The 12,891-nt window shown below is 67.5% G+C and carries 12 protein-coding genes; 8 read left to right on the forward strand and 4 right to left on the reverse strand.

Annotated features, from left to right (window positions below):
- Window positions 1-126 precede the first annotated feature (126 nt).
- On the forward strand, window positions 127-2,250 hold the full coding sequence (locus tag F3J14_RS29465) for a patatin-like phospholipase family protein (RefSeq protein ID WP_166725937.1): 2,124 nt from the start codon (window positions 127-129) through the stop codon (window positions 2,248-2,250).
- Window positions 2,251-2,324: 74 nt separating this feature from the next.
- Here F3J14_RS29465 and F3J14_RS29470 read toward each other — a convergent pair whose 3' ends face one another.
- Together F3J14_RS29470 and F3J14_RS29475 are read right to left on the reverse strand one after the other, a co-directional pair.
- Entirely contained in the window at window positions 2,325-3,455 is a 1,131-nt protein-coding gene (locus F3J14_RS29470) for an ATP-binding protein (RefSeq protein WP_166725938.1), read from the reverse strand.
- 64 nt (window positions 3,456-3,519) lie between these two features.
- Window positions 3,520-4,230 carry a response regulator gene (locus F3J14_RS29475; RefSeq protein WP_166725939.1) on the reverse strand — a complete coding sequence of 237 codons (711 nt, stop codon included), beginning with the start codon at window positions 4,228-4,230 and terminating at the stop codon, window positions 3,520-3,522.
- A 222-nt stretch (window positions 4,231-4,452) separates the two neighbouring features.
- Between F3J14_RS29475 and F3J14_RS29480 the strand changes: the two genes are divergently transcribed.
- The 3 genes from F3J14_RS29480 (at window position 4,453) to F3J14_RS29490 (ending at window position 7,246) form a co-directional block, all read left to right on the forward strand.
- The gene (locus F3J14_RS29480; protein ID WP_166725940.1) at window positions 4,453-5,367 is read left to right on the forward strand and encodes a glutaminase; all 915 of its coding nucleotides are present in this window, start codon (window positions 4,453-4,455) and stop codon (window positions 5,365-5,367) included.
- 175 nt (window positions 5,368-5,542) lie between these two features.
- Window positions 5,543-6,463 (forward strand): LysR family transcriptional regulator, encoded by a 921-nt coding sequence (locus F3J14_RS29485; protein WP_166725941.1) that lies wholly within the window; start codon window positions 5,543-5,545, stop codon window positions 6,461-6,463.
- Window positions 6,464-6,610: 147 nt separating this feature from the next.
- Complete coding sequence (locus tag F3J14_RS29490; RefSeq protein ID WP_166725942.1) at window positions 6,611-7,246, forward strand: isochorismatase family cysteine hydrolase; 636 nt, start codon at window positions 6,611-6,613, stop codon at window positions 7,244-7,246.
- A gap of 67 nt (window positions 7,247-7,313) precedes the next feature.
- Here the strand turns inward: F3J14_RS29490 and F3J14_RS29495 are convergent, their stop codons facing one another.
- Together F3J14_RS29495 and F3J14_RS29500 are read right to left on the reverse strand one after the other, a co-directional pair.
- On the reverse strand, window positions 7,314-8,045 hold the full coding sequence (locus F3J14_RS29495; RefSeq protein WP_166725943.1) for a ribonuclease T2: 732 nt from the start codon (window positions 8,043-8,045) through the stop codon (window positions 7,314-7,316).
- 181 nt (window positions 8,046-8,226) lie between these two features.
- Window positions 8,227-9,630 (reverse strand): DUF308 domain-containing protein, encoded by a 1,404-nt coding sequence (locus F3J14_RS29500; protein ID WP_166725944.1) that lies wholly within the window; start codon window positions 9,628-9,630, stop codon window positions 8,227-8,229.
- Window positions 9,631-9,993: 363 nt separating this feature from the next.
- Here F3J14_RS29500 and F3J14_RS29505 point away from each other — a divergent pair, with 363 nt between their 5' ends.
- The 4 genes from F3J14_RS29505 (at window position 9,994) to F3J14_RS29520 (ending at window position 12,747) form a co-directional block, all read left to right on the forward strand.
- Window positions 9,994-10,641: a hypothetical protein gene (locus tag F3J14_RS29505; RefSeq protein ID WP_166725945.1), complete on the forward strand. Its 648-nt coding sequence runs from the start codon at window positions 9,994-9,996 to the stop codon at window positions 10,639-10,641.
- A 72-nt stretch (window positions 10,642-10,713) separates the two neighbouring features.
- The gene (locus F3J14_RS29510; RefSeq protein ID WP_166725946.1) at window positions 10,714-11,271 is read left to right on the forward strand and encodes a helix-turn-helix transcriptional regulator; all 558 of its coding nucleotides are present in this window, start codon (window positions 10,714-10,716) and stop codon (window positions 11,269-11,271) included.
- Between the two features lie 107 nt (window positions 11,272-11,378).
- On the forward strand, window positions 11,379-11,960 hold the full coding sequence (locus F3J14_RS29515) for an HD domain-containing protein (RefSeq protein WP_166725947.1): 582 nt from the start codon (window positions 11,379-11,381) through the stop codon (window positions 11,958-11,960).
- Between the two features lie 58 nt (window positions 11,961-12,018).
- Window positions 12,019-12,747, forward strand: coding sequence for a class I SAM-dependent methyltransferase (locus F3J14_RS29520; RefSeq protein WP_166725948.1), 729 nt, complete (start codon window positions 12,019-12,021; stop codon window positions 12,745-12,747).
- The last annotated feature ends 144 nt before the right edge of the window (window positions 12,748-12,891 follow it).

A 12,891-nucleotide genomic window follows, 5' to 3' on the forward strand; every position in this document is an offset into this window, starting at 1 on the left:
TCTTCGAGCCCGGTGTCGATCGGCGCGATCTGCAGCGCTGCGCGACCGTCCGTGCGCGCGCCGGCCTGGGCCGCCACCTGCGCGAGCGTTGCGTCGAGCAGCGCGCGATCGCGGCCGCTCACGTGCATGCTCGAGGAGAACCGCATCCCGATCGACTGCATCGCCGGCACCAGCATGGGCGCCGTGGTCGGCGGCCTGTATGCGAGCGGCATGGCCGCCGACGAGATGCAAAAGCGGCTGTCCGAGGTGAACCTGGCCGACATCGCATTCGACGTGACCGACCGCGCGGACCTGCCGCAAAGCAGCCGCGAGGACGAGCGCCTGTACATCAACAGCCTGACGCTCGGCTTCGGCAAGAAAGGCGTGAAGGCGCCGGTCGGCCTCGTACAGGGCAACCGGCTGCAGGCGCTGCTCGCGAACTGGACGGCCGCCGTGCCGACCAACCAGCCGTTCGACCAGTTGCCGATCCCGTATCGCGCGGTCGCGACCGACCTGCAGACGGGCCAGATGGTGGTGCTGGACCACGGCTCGCTGCCGCTCGCGATCCGCGCGAGCATGGCGATGCCCGGCCTGTTCGCGCCGGCCGAGATCAACGGCCGCGCGCTCGTCGACGGCGGGCTCGTCAGCAACCTGCCGGTCGACACCGCGCGGCGCATGGGTGCGAAGGTCGTGATCGCCGTCGACATCGGCTCGCCGCTGCGTCCGCTCGACGCGCTCGCGTCGCCGGCCGACGTGATGCAGCAGATGGTCGGCATCCTGATCCGCCAGAACGTGACGTCGCAGCGCCAGCAGCTCGCCGCGCAGGACGTGCTGCTCACGCCAGACCTCGGCGCGCTCGCGTTCACCGATTTCCAGAACGCGAAGCAGGCGATCGCCGCCGGCGCGGCCGCCGCGACCGCGGCGCTGCCACGGCTCAAGCGCTTCGCGCTCACGCCGGAACAGTACGCGGCCTACCGGGCCGCGCATGCGCAGCCGCTGCCGCCGCCGATCCGCATCACGCGCATCGAGATCAAGACGACCGGCGGCATCCCCAAGCGGGTCGTCAGCGACGCGCTGCACGTGAAACCGGGCGACACCTACGATCCGGCGACCGTCAGCCAGGACCTGCTCGGGCTGACGACCGGCGGCAATTTCGAGAGCGTGACGCAGCAGATCGTGAGCCACGGCGACGAGAACGTGCTCGTGATCGATGCGCGCGAGAAATACTGGGGGCCGAATTTCCTGCTGTTCGGCGTCGGGATGTCGAGCAGTTCGACCGACGAAGGCGGCTTCCGCCTGCACGTCGGCTACCGGCGGCCGTGGCTCACCGAATCGGGGCTCGAGTTCCGCGCGGATACGACGATCGGCAGCGACCTGCTGTCGGCGCGCGTCGAATTGCGCCAGCCGTTGCCGGCCGCGTACGGCCTCTACATTTCGCCCTATGCGGAATATCAGCGTCGCTACGTGAACCTGTACGACGACAGCGGCGAGGTGAAACTGAACCAGTATTTGATGCAGACGGCACGCACCGGGATCGACTTCGGGTTGCCGATCGGCCGGCTCGGCGATTTCCGGATGGGCATCGGCTACGCGACCGGGCACGGCTCACCGAACTACAACCTGCCGTTCCCGACCGATGACGGCAGCTCGACGCTGATCTGGCCGAGCTTCACGTCGCAGGCGCTGACCGCGCGCGCGCGGCTCGTCATCGATCAGCTCGACGATCCGATGTTCCCGCGCAAGGGCTACTACGGCGAATTCCGTGTCGAACGCTCGCTGTGGTCGCACAACAGCCAGTCCGCGGCGAACCTCGCCGATACGTCGAACACGCCTTACACCGAGCTCTACGGCAAGGCGATGATCGCGCAGCAGTTCGGCCGGCACAGTGTCAGCGCCACGGTCGAGGGCGGCAAGAGCATCGGCGGCACCAACCTGATCAACGCGTTCAACTTCACGCTCGGCGGCTTCCAGCATCTGGCCGCGTATGCGGCCGACCAGTTGACCGGCAACGAACTCGCTTACGGGAACGTGACTTACATGAACCAGCTGGCGACGTTCAACGCGTCGCCGATCAAGGCGCTGTCGGTGGGCGCCAGCGCGGAAGTCGGCAACGTGTGGTCGAGCGGCGTGCAGGTGGGCGGTGGCGCGCTCAAGCAGAGCTATACGTTCTTCACGAGCCTGTCGACCGCGTTCGGTCCGCTGTACATGGGCGTCGCGCTCGCGCCGGGCGGGCGGCGCAACATCTACCTGCAGCTCGGCCGCACGTATTGACCGTCACGTGCGGCGGCCTCCGCGGAGGTCCTGCGGCGTGGCGACCCCGTTGGCCGGCCGCGCCGGCCGGGCGGTCAGATCGGCCAGCTGATCTCGAAGCGCGCGCCGCCGAGTTCGACCGGGTCGACGACCGCGATCCGGCCGTTGTGCGCATGGAGCACCTGCCGCGTGATCGCGAGGCCGAGCCCGTAGCCGCCGGTGCGGCGGTCGAGGCGCACGAACGCGTCGAAGATCCGCTCGCGTTCGTCTTCCGGCACGCCCGGGCCGTCGTCCTCGACGAAGATCGCGATGTTGCCGTGCTCGATCGAGATGCCGACCACGATCTGCGCTTTCGCATACTTGCTCGCATTGCGCAGCAGGTTGCGCATCGCATACGACATCAGCCGCCGGTCCATTTTCACGCGCAGGTCCGACGCGATCGCGATGCGCGACTCGATCGCGCGCTCCGGATACAGCAGCTGCGCATCGCTGACCTGGTGCTCGAACCACGCGACCGGCGCGGTCAGTTCGAGGTTCGACTGCAGCGAGCTGTATTCGAGCCGCGCATACGTGAGGCTCATGTCGATCAGCTCCTCGAGCTCGGTCACGTCCTGCGCGATGCTCTCCAGCGCCCCGTGATATTCGGCGGCGGAGCCCGGTTCGCGCAGCATCTCGAGCGCGAAGCGCACGCGCGCGAGCGGCGTGCGCAGCTCGTGCGAGATGCCGTTCGTCAGGTCGCGCTGCGCGGCGATCAGCCGTTCCATGCGCATCGCGAGCGCATTCAGCGTGCGCGCGAGCGGGCCGATGATCACGCTGTGCGATTCCCGCGCGCGCGTGTTGAAGCGCCCGCCGGTGAAGTCGATCGCGCGCTCGCGCACCATCACCAGATCCGACCAGACCGGCCGCATCCACCGATACGCGGCGAGCGCGGGCGCGGCGAATATGAACGCGAGCACGATCCAGATGTCGCCGGGCAGCGCGTCGAACGCGTGCCACACGACTTCCGGCGACAACACGACGCACAGCGCGAGCGCCGGCACGAGCGCGGTCAGCAGCACGAGGCCGAGCAGATGCAGGTAGGTGCGCACGTACAGGCGCGACCAGCTCGGAATGCGGTCGGCGCGCGTGTCGGTCCATGCGCGGCGGAAATGCAGCCAGCGCCATTTGACATAGCGCAGCGTCGAGAGCGGCGGTGCATCGGGGTGCGAAGGCGTGCGTCGGATCATCGCGGCTTCCGGCTATCGTGCGAGGCGGGGATGCGGCGGCCGGCGGCGTCGCGCCGGGGCGGCGTCATTCCCACGCATGCTTACTGAACTGGTAACCCTTGCTGCGGATCGTCTTGATCCGCTGCGGGTTGCCCGCATCGTCGTGCAGCTTGCGGCGCAGCTTCGAGATGCGCCCGTCGATCGTGCGGTCGAGGCCGTCGAACTCGACGCCGCGCAATTGCAGCATCAGGTCGTCGCGGCTGACGACCTCTCCCGCATGGCACACCAGCACCCACAGCAGGTCGAACTCGGCCGACGTGAGGTCGGGCGAGCCGCCGCCGGGCAGCACGACCGAGCGGTCGGTGCGGTCGATCGAGAACTGGCCGAACGTATAGCGCTCCGGCTGCGCCGCGGGGCCTTCGGCCGCGCGCGCCGGGACGCGGCGCAGCTGCGCCTTGATCCGCGCGAGCAGGATGCGCGGCTCGACCGGCTTGTGCACGTAGTCGTCGGCGCCGAATTCGAGGCCGAGCAGTTCGTCGAACGGCTCGTCGCGCGCCGTCACCATGATGATCACGCCGTCGTACTGCTTGCGCGCTTCGCGGCAGATCTCGAAGCCGTCCTTGCCCGGCAGGTTCACGTCGAGAATGACGAGATCCGGGCGCATGGACAGGATCGCCGGCACCGCGGCGTCACCATGCAGCACAGTGTCGACTTCGTAGTCGTTCTTGCGCAGGTAGCCGGCGATCAGCGTGGACAGGCGGGTGTCGTCTTCGACGAGCAGGATGCGAAAAGACATGGGCAACGGTCGGATCATACGGGGGGACCGCCGCGGCGACAGGCTTGCGCCCGCTGCCGGCCAGCGGCCGAAACGTACCGCATGATACTGCGCCCGCCGATTGCCCGTTTGGAGATCTGAAAAATAAGGGTGCGATGGCTGCCGCGCTTGACGAACCGGCGCCGAAACGGTTCCATACGGGCTCCCTGGAAACCGGGCCCCGCGCCCGCCCTGCCTCACGTGATGAACTACCAGCCGATCCTCCAACGCATCCATACCGAACTCGCCCCCTGGATCGGGCAAGGGCGCGTCGCCGACTACATTCCCGAGCTCGCGAAGGTGCCGGCCGACAAGTTCGGGATGGCCGTCGTGACGCTCGACGGAAACGTTTACACGATCGGCGACGCGCACGAGCGCTTCTCGATCCAGAGCATCTCGAAGCTGTTCGCGTGCACGCTCGCGTTCCAATTGCTGGGCGACGCGCTGTGGGAACGGGTCGGCCGCGAGCCGTCCGGCACCGCGTTCAACTCGCTGGTTCAGCTCGAAAGCGAGCGCGGCAAGCCGCGCAACCCGTTCATCAACGCCGGCGCGCTGGTCGTCACCGACGTGCTGTGCCGCCGCTTCGTCAAGGCCGAGACCGCGCTCGTCGAATTCGTGCGGCGGCTGATCGGCCCGACCGATCTCGACTACGATTCGCGCGTCGCGCTGTCGGAGTTCCAGCACGCGGAACGCAACCGCGCGATGGCGCATTTCATGGCGAGCTTCGGCAACATGCAGATGCCGCCCGACACGGTGGTCGACGCGTACTGCCGCCAGTGCGCGATCACGATGAACTGCGTCGAGCTCGCACAAGCTGCGCTGTTTCTCGCGAACGGCGGCGTCGCGCCCGTCACCGGCGAGCGGATCGTCGATGCGAGTTCGGCGAAGCGGCTGTCGGCGCTGATGCTGACCTGCGGCACCTACGATGCGGCGGGCGACTTCGTCTATCGCGTCGGCCTGCCCGCGAAAAGCGGCGTCGGCGGCGGGATCGTCGCGGTGCTGCCGGGCGAAATGGCCGTGTGCGTGTGGGCGCCGGGGCTCGACGCGAACGGAAACTCGCTGGCGGGGACGTTGGCGCTGGAGTGGTTGACGACGTATACGGGGCGGTCGATTTTTTGAAGAGGCGAAGTTAGGCGCAATTCAGAAAAGCGTCGTCGCGGCTGCCAAAGTGGCGCCCCCCGCAGACCACTGACCCAAGCTGCCGGCCGTGCCAAGCGGCCGCGAGCCTGACCGCTCCCATTGGCGCCCCGCCTCCTGCGCCGACGATCAGCGGCCCATCTAAAAGGTAATCGTTTTGAAGTTGTCGTTTGAAGTTCTGGAGGCGCTCGATGCCATCGATCGCGCGGGCACGTTCGCGGAAGCAGCCGTGCTGATTCATCGCGTACCGTCTGCATTGACCTATCTGATGCAAAAGGCAGAGAGCGATCTCGGCGTCACCCTGTTCGATCGCAGTGGGCGACGTGCGCAGCTGACCGAGGCGGGACGACTGCTCGTAGAGGAGGGTCGTCGTCTGCTCCAGACGGGGCGGGAGCTGGAAAGCAAAGTTCGGGGTGTCCATGCGGGTTGGGAGGTCGAGCTCAGACTGTGCCTCGACGAGATTCTTCCGCTCCCGTCGTTGTGGCCGCACGTGCGTGCCTTCTATGACATGGAAATGACCACACGGCTGCGTCTATCGACCGAAGTGCTCGGCGGCGTATGGGACGCGCTCGTGACGGGGCGGGCGGATATCGCGATCGGTGCCGCGGGGGAGCCGCCACACGCGCCGAACGTCGCGGCAAAGCCGATCGGCCTGTTGCGCCATGTTTTCGTCGTGGCGCCGCATCACCCGCTCGCCGCCGTCGAACAACCGCTCGACAGCGGCACGATTTCCAGTCATCGCGGCGTCGTCATCAGCGACACGTCGCGCGCCCTCGAACCGAGATCGGTGGCGATTCATGACGGACAACCGGTCATCGTCGTGCCGACCCTGGCCGCCAAACTTGACCTCCTTTGCGAAGGCATGGCCGTCGGCATGCTGCCCGCGCCCGTCGTCGAGGAGCCGATCCGTCAGGGAAAGCTTGTCGAGCGGCGCGTAACCGGCGTGCGGGACCATACAACCTGCTACCTCGGCTGGCGTGAGGACAAGACAGGACGCGCATTGAAATGGTGGATTAACCGACTGGATCAGATCGATCTGATCTCCACGCTGTTCAGCACGCGCGGCATCGCGACCTGACGCAAATGTCCGTACCGGGACGCCCGGCGACGAACCCGTTTCTTGCCGGCCCGTTTTCCAGCACGCTGGCACTAGAATGGTCGACGACATCCACGCAGCGGTCGATTTTCCGAACCCACCGAAGTGACTTTTGGGAGAGCATCAGTCATGCAACCGGAACACGCTTCAGATCGCGCAGCCACTCACCACGCAGGCACGGACACCCGCACACAGGCGCCGATTCCGCCGATCGTGCCCGCGCAAACCGCGCTGGTCGTCATGCACTATCAGACCGACATCCTCGGGCTCTTTCCGTCGGTCGCGCCTACCCTGCTCGCCAACACGCGCAAGCTGTGCGATGCGGCGCGGGCCGGCGGCGTCCACGTCTGTTTCGCCAATCTCCGCTTCAGCCCCGGCTATCCGGAAGTCAGTCCGCGCAACAAGAACGGCCAGGGGATCAAGCAGCTCGGCCTGTTCGTCGACGACGGCCCGTGCCCGGAGCTTGGCCGGCTGGACAGCGAGCCGCTGATCGCCGCGCATCGCGCAAGCGTGTTCTTCGGCACCGACCTGCAGGCGCGGCTCGTCGCGCAGGGTATCGATACGCTGATCCTGGTCGGGATTGCGTCGACCGGCGTCGTGCTGTCGTCGGTTGCGCACGCAAGCGATGCGGATTTCCGGCTGTATACGGTGAAGGACTGCTGCTACGACCCGGATCAGGTCGTGCACGAGCATCTGTTTGCAACGGCGTTCGAGACGCGCACCACGGTGCTGTCGCTCGACGATGCGTTGCACTTGCTCGCGTAGACGCGCAATGCCCAAGCCGCGCCGGCCGGAACGCTCCCGGCCGGCGCATCCTGCGTGACTTCGTGCGTTACTTCGCGATATACACGCCCGAGGTCGGACACGTGCCCTGCGTATTGCCGTCCGTCACGAGCGACGCCGCGCTCGGAAACTGCGAAGTCGCGGTCGTCTTCACCGCGATCCACGCTTCCGTGAAATAGCTGACGCCGTTGGTCTTCGTGCACTTCAGCGACACCGCGCTGCGCGTGTTGCTGCCGAATGCGCCCTCGAACGCGGACAGCAACTGGTTGCGCGTCACCGTCTTGCCCGCGTTCGCCTGCAGGAACGCGTTGAACGACGTGTTGCCGAGCCGGCTGATCATGCCGGCCGCCTGGTTCCAGTAGGCGTCCGGCGTGGCCGAATTCGAGCAGGTGCCGTGCTTGAACCATTCGTGCTTGTCGAGGCACGACGCCACGCCCGGCATGTAGGTCGACAGCGTGTTGCGGGTCGCGGTGCTCACCGGATACGCATCCATGCTGCACCACTGGTGCGCGTTGTCGAGATCGATGTCGCTCTGCGGCACGCCGCAGTAGAACGGCTGGTTGCCGTCATACCGGTTCGGCCACAGGCCATGCAGCGACAGGCTCGTCGCCGCATACGTGCCGGCGAGGTTCGTACATTCCGGCGTATCGTGCGACGCGCAAAAGCCGGGCTCCCACGAAGCCGCGAGCAACAGGTAGTCGTAGCTGGTCTGCGCGGTGGCGTGCAGCGAGGCGGATGCGACGGCGAGTGCGGCCGCGGCGCGGGCGAGCGTCTTGAGCATGGCGTTTCCTCGGAAAAGGCTTGCGGTCGCGGGATGCGCCGCAAGATTGTCGAATGTCTGCCCGCGATTGTTGCCGACGCAACATGGCATCAATATGAAGGTGGACCAAGGAATTCGTGACGTGGCGCAGCGCCGATGTGTGCCGATTCGCTGATCGAAGCGTCAGCGCGGCGCCACGCGATTATTTCGCCGACGCGGCTTCCGATCCACCCGTCGACAGCGCCGCGCTGTCCTGCTCACGCCACGCCCGGCGCGACGCGATGATCGCCCTTACGGCCGAGCGCGCGACCTTCCACCACGCGAACGGCCGCGGATCGGCGAGCATGCTGAGCGCCCGCGCATAGTCGAGCGTGAGCCCGGGCGTCCAGGCCATCGTCACCGCGCGCTTGCGGATTTGCGCGGCGACCCACAGCTCGGGCGTGAGCAGCAGCCGGACGAACGCGCCCCACCCTGCCCGCTCTCCCTTGAGCCGCCACACCGCGCCGTCGAGTGCCGCTTCGAGCGCGTTCGACACGGTGCTCGAGCAGTTGCGGTGCGTGAGGTTGTACGTCACGGTCTGCCGGTACGACGCCCAGAAGGCGTCCAGCTTCACCGGATCGTAGTTGCGGATCCGTACGCGCACGGTCGACGGACACCACGCCTTCGATTCCGTCGCATAGTCGGGCTGGAACAACCCGGGCACGTCGTTCTCGCGCGTCGCGCGCAGGAGCCGCGTGAATTCGTCCGGAGAACGATCGATTTCGACGGCCGGATACAGGCTGATGTAGATGCCCTCGGGCGACTCCAGCGCCGCATGGCCGGTCGAGATCACGCCGTTGACGTCCACCGCCGCGATGTAGCGGTCGATCACCGGGTAGCGCTGCGCTTCGGCCTTCGACGTGCCGGTCGGCGTCCACACGTGCACGGTGAGCGCGCGCTCGTGATCGGCCGGCGGGCCGTCCCATTCGGATTGCGTAAAGCGCGGGACGTCGGGCGCCGCGTCGATGTCGGGCACGATTGCTGGCGCCGGCGACGTCACGAACGCGGGGTTGCGCGTGAGCCGCCGCACGCGTGCGGCGAGGCTCAGCATGTGCATCCCGCCGAACATCAGCAGCAGGCCGAGGCAGTACGGCACGGTGCCCGCATAGTGGGTCGGGTACGGCTGGTAGAAGAAGATCGCGAGCAGGATCTCGACGACGCCCCATGCGAATGCGACGTTCCAGCGCCGGTAACGGACCATCCATGCGGACGTGCACTGCAGCAGCCCGTCGACGAGGAACAGCGTGCCGAAGATCATCGACAGCAGGAAGTGGCCGTGATGATGGCCCGCGAACACGAGCCCGGCGGCCACCACGACCGCGATGCCCTTCACGTAGCGCAGGATGCGCTGCCCGCCGACACCGCTGCCGGCCACCGCGAGCGTCGCGAGCCCCTCGATCATGAACAGCCACGCGAACAGTTCGATCGGAAAATGCAGCGCGCCGTCGAGCGCGTCGATGAAGATGCCGACGCCCGCGACGACCCACAGCCAGCCCAGCACGGTCAGCCCGCGCCAACGCGTTCGCAGATATTCGATGCCCAGCAGCAGCAAGACCAGTCGTACCATTGCGCCCTCGTATCATTTTTTTCGGGATACGCGATGGCGACGCGTCTCCTGTCGTGCCGACCGCGCGTCGTGCGATGCGCAAGCCGGGAGGCGGGGCATGCTGGCCGGCGCGTCATGCGTCGACATGACCGATGGCGGCCGGCGCGCGCCGCTCTGGCCGAATAATAAGATATGGCAGAGCTGGTTGAAAGCCTGTCGAAACCTTTTCCGGCTGCGTCGGACGCCACGGCATGGCGAGGGAGACGGCACGATCGGCAGCGTTGCCGCGGCGGATTTCCCGTTCGACAACGCGCGCCGGATACGCGAGAATCGCCGCTCCGAGGGCGAAAGCCACCTTAAACCGCAAAGACGGAACAACAAGAAATGCGCATTTCGATCACGCGCCGGCGCCTGCTGGCCGCCGGCATGGCTGCGGCCAGCCTCCCGCTGTCCGGCTGCTTCACGCCGAAGCTGTACAAGGACAGCTGGTACTACGAACGGGTGTCCGCGTTCATGATTACCGAAGACGGCAAGAAACTCGTCGTCCTCGGCCGGGATTACCATTACATCTTCGATCTGCCAGCCTCGCTGCGGCCCGTGCTGCAGTCCGGCTACCGGAAGTCGCTGCACACCGCGTTCACCGACTTTCATGGGAACGGCAGCGGCGTGACCGGCCACTACCGGATCGTGTTGCCGAAGGACGCATCGGCGGACGATCAACAGGCCGCGACCGCCGACGGCTTCACCGCCGCGCGGGCCGGGCTCGTGCTCGAAGGCGACATCGGCGGCAAGCGCTACTCGACCGACGGTTTCGCCGACAAGGCCAAGGACAAGGACAACGCGGCACAAGCCTTCAACCAGCCGTACAACGTGTATGTCAGGGAATCGCCGTCCGTGGTCGGCATGGGCTTGCGGATCCTCGCGACGCCGGTCACGGTCGCCGCCGACGGCGTGCTCGTGCTGGGCGGCATCGTACTCTTGCCGATCGCGGTCATCGCGATCGAGGCGAACGGCGGCCTGCGGATCATGTAACGGCCGCGGCCGACTGCGACGCTCGCCGGCCATGCACGCGCTCGCACCACGAACGCAAACCGGAGCATCGACATGACGACCTCGCCGCTTCACACACCGCCGCTCGGCCCGCAACTCAAGCGCTGGCGCACGCTGCGCCGCGTGAAGCAGAGCCACGCGGCCGAGCTGTTCGGCGTCGCGCAATCGACGATCTCGCGCTGGGAAGCCGGCATCCAGCAGATGTCGCCCGACGAGCGCGCGACGGCCGAGCGGCTGCTTGCCGCGCGTCTCGACTCGGCCGGCGACCACGCGCTCGCGCGGCTGATCGCGAGCAGCACGGCCCGCATGCATCTCGTGTGCGACCTCACGCACCGTCTGCTCGCCTGCTCGCCGTCGCGCGCGGCCGAGTTCTCGCGGCCGCTGCCGACGTTGCTCGGTACCTCGCTGTGGCGCTATGCGTCGCCGGAAATCGTCCGCATGGAAGCCGCGCTCGACCCGCTCGGCTGGCACGATCGCGCGGGACCGCCGAGCGTCGAATTCGCGACCGGCACCAATGCGTCGCGCGTCGTGCCGATCCGCGGCAGCACCTGCCGGTGGACGCGCATGACGCTGTCGGACGGCTCCGCCGCGCGGCTCGTCGAGACGCTGTAGCACGTGTGCAAGTTGCCGGGCCGGGTGCGCCACGCATATTTCATGCGTGGACGCAGCGCGTCCGTGCGGCGTACGCTTGACGGCTCCATTCACGCATTGCGCTGACGATGAACCTCGACACGATCCACGCGCGGCTCGATTTCCTGCGCGAAGCCGAACGCCTGAAAGACGTGCTGCGCAGCGGCCACACGTCGACGGGCCGTCCCGAAAGCACGGCGGAGCACAGCTGGCGTCTCTGCCTGATGGCGCTCGTGTTCGCCGATGCGCTGCCCAACGTCGACACGACGAAACTGCTGAAACTGTGCGTCGTCCACGATCTCGGCGAAGCGCTGCACGGCGACATCCCCGCGATCGAGCAGGCCGCGCATCCGGACAAAAGCACGCACGAACGCGACGACCTGCTGACGCTGACGGCCGGGCTCGATCACGCGCTGCGCGACGAGATCGTCGCGCTGTGGGATGAATACGAGGCGGCCGAATCACCGGAAGCGCGCGCCGCGAAGGCGCTCGACAAGCTGGAGACGATCCTGCAGCACAACCAGGGCAGCAATCCGCCCGACTTCGACTACGCGTTCAATCTCGGCTACGGCCGGCGCTACACCGATGCGGCGCCGCTGTTCGGCGCGATCCGCGCGATCCTCGACGCGGACACGCAACGCAGGATCGACGCACGCGGCGACGGCGCGTAAGCTCGCGGAACCGGCGGCTGCGCGGCACCGCGCGCCGCATTTGCGCGAGGCTCGCCGCATGACGCAGAACATCTATGACGATCCCGCCTTCTTCGAAGGCTACAGCCGCCTGAACCGCTCGGTGCATGGGCTCGCCGGTGCGCCCGAATGGCCCGCGCTACGCGCGCTGCTACCGTCGCTGCGCGGCGCCAACGTGCTCGACCTCGGCTGCGGCTATGGCTGGTTCAGCCGCTGGGCGGCCGAACAGGGCGCGGCGAGCGTGCTGGGTATCGACGTGTCCGAACGCATGCTCGAACGTGCGGCGTCGACGGCCGCGCACCCGGCGATCACGTACCGCCGCGCCGACCTCGAAACGCTCGCGCTGCCCGATACCGCGTTCGATCTCGCGTACAGCTCGCTCGCGTTCCACTACGTCGCGCATCTCGACACGCTGCTGCGCACGATCCACCGCACGCTCGTGCCAGGCGGGCGGCTCGTATTCTCGATCGAGCATCCGATCTACACGGCGCCGCGCCGGCCAGGCTTCGTCGTCGATGCGCACGGCAACCGCTCGTGGCCGCTCGACGATTATCAGCGCGAAGGCGAACGCGTGACCGAGTGGCTCGCGCCGGGCGTCGTCAAGCAGCATCGCACGCTCGGCACGCTCGTGAACCTGCTGATCGGCAGCGGCTTCACGCTCACGCACCTGGACGAATGGGGGCCGACGCCGGAACAGGTCGATGCGATGCCCGCGCTCGACGAGGAACGCGACCGGCCGATGATGGCGATCGTCGCCGCGCAGCGGTAGCGGCGCATCGCGCCGCGCACCGCACGGCGTCATTCACACACCGCCGCCCTGCGCCGCGCCGGCGCGAACGCCACCGCGCTCGCGGTCGCGAGCACGGCCACGCCGGCCGCGCCATACACCATCACCCAGCCGAACCCGTGCACG

This window comes from Burkholderia sp. Tr-862, from assembly GCF_011753085.1.
In the GTDB taxonomy this organism is placed as follows: domain Bacteria; phylum Pseudomonadota; class Gammaproteobacteria; order Burkholderiales; family Burkholderiaceae; genus Burkholderia; species Burkholderia ambifaria.

What these genes read in the sequence shown, in the direction of transcription:
- F3J14_RS29495 (WP_166725943.1), bottom strand. Translation starts at nt 8,045, where the DNA reads ATGCTCAAGACGCTCGCCCGCGCCGCGGCCGCACTCGCCGTCGCATCC.
- F3J14_RS29465 (WP_166725937.1), top strand. Translation starts at nt 127, where the DNA reads ATGCTCGAGGAGAACCGCATCCCGATCGACTGCATCGCCGGCACCAGC.
- F3J14_RS29510 (WP_166725946.1), top strand. Translation starts at nt 10,714, where the DNA reads ATGACGACCTCGCCGCTTCACACACCGCCGCTCGGCCCGCAACTCAAG.
- F3J14_RS29500 (WP_166725944.1), bottom strand. Translation starts at nt 9,630, where the DNA reads ATGGTACGACTGGTCTTGCTGCTGCTGGGCATCGAATATCTGCGAACG.
- F3J14_RS29475 (WP_166725939.1), bottom strand. Translation starts at nt 4,230, where the DNA reads ATGTCTTTTCGCATCCTGCTCGTCGAAGACGACACCCGCCTGTCCACG.
- F3J14_RS29490 (WP_166725942.1), top strand. Translation starts at nt 6,611, where the DNA reads ATGCAACCGGAACACGCTTCAGATCGCGCAGCCACTCACCACGCAGGC.
- F3J14_RS29480 (WP_166725940.1), top strand. Translation starts at nt 4,453, where the DNA reads ATGAACTACCAGCCGATCCTCCAACGCATCCATACCGAACTCGCCCCC.
- F3J14_RS29515 (WP_166725947.1), top strand. Translation starts at nt 11,379, where the DNA reads ATGAACCTCGACACGATCCACGCGCGGCTCGATTTCCTGCGCGAAGCC.
- F3J14_RS29520 (WP_166725948.1), top strand. Translation starts at nt 12,019, where the DNA reads ATGACGCAGAACATCTATGACGATCCCGCCTTCTTCGAAGGCTACAGC.
- F3J14_RS29505 (WP_166725945.1), top strand. Translation starts at nt 9,994, where the DNA reads ATGCGCATTTCGATCACGCGCCGGCGCCTGCTGGCCGCCGGCATGGCT.
- F3J14_RS29470 (WP_166725938.1), bottom strand. Translation starts at nt 3,455, where the DNA reads ATGATCCGACGCACGCCTTCGCACCCCGATGCACCGCCGCTCTCGACG.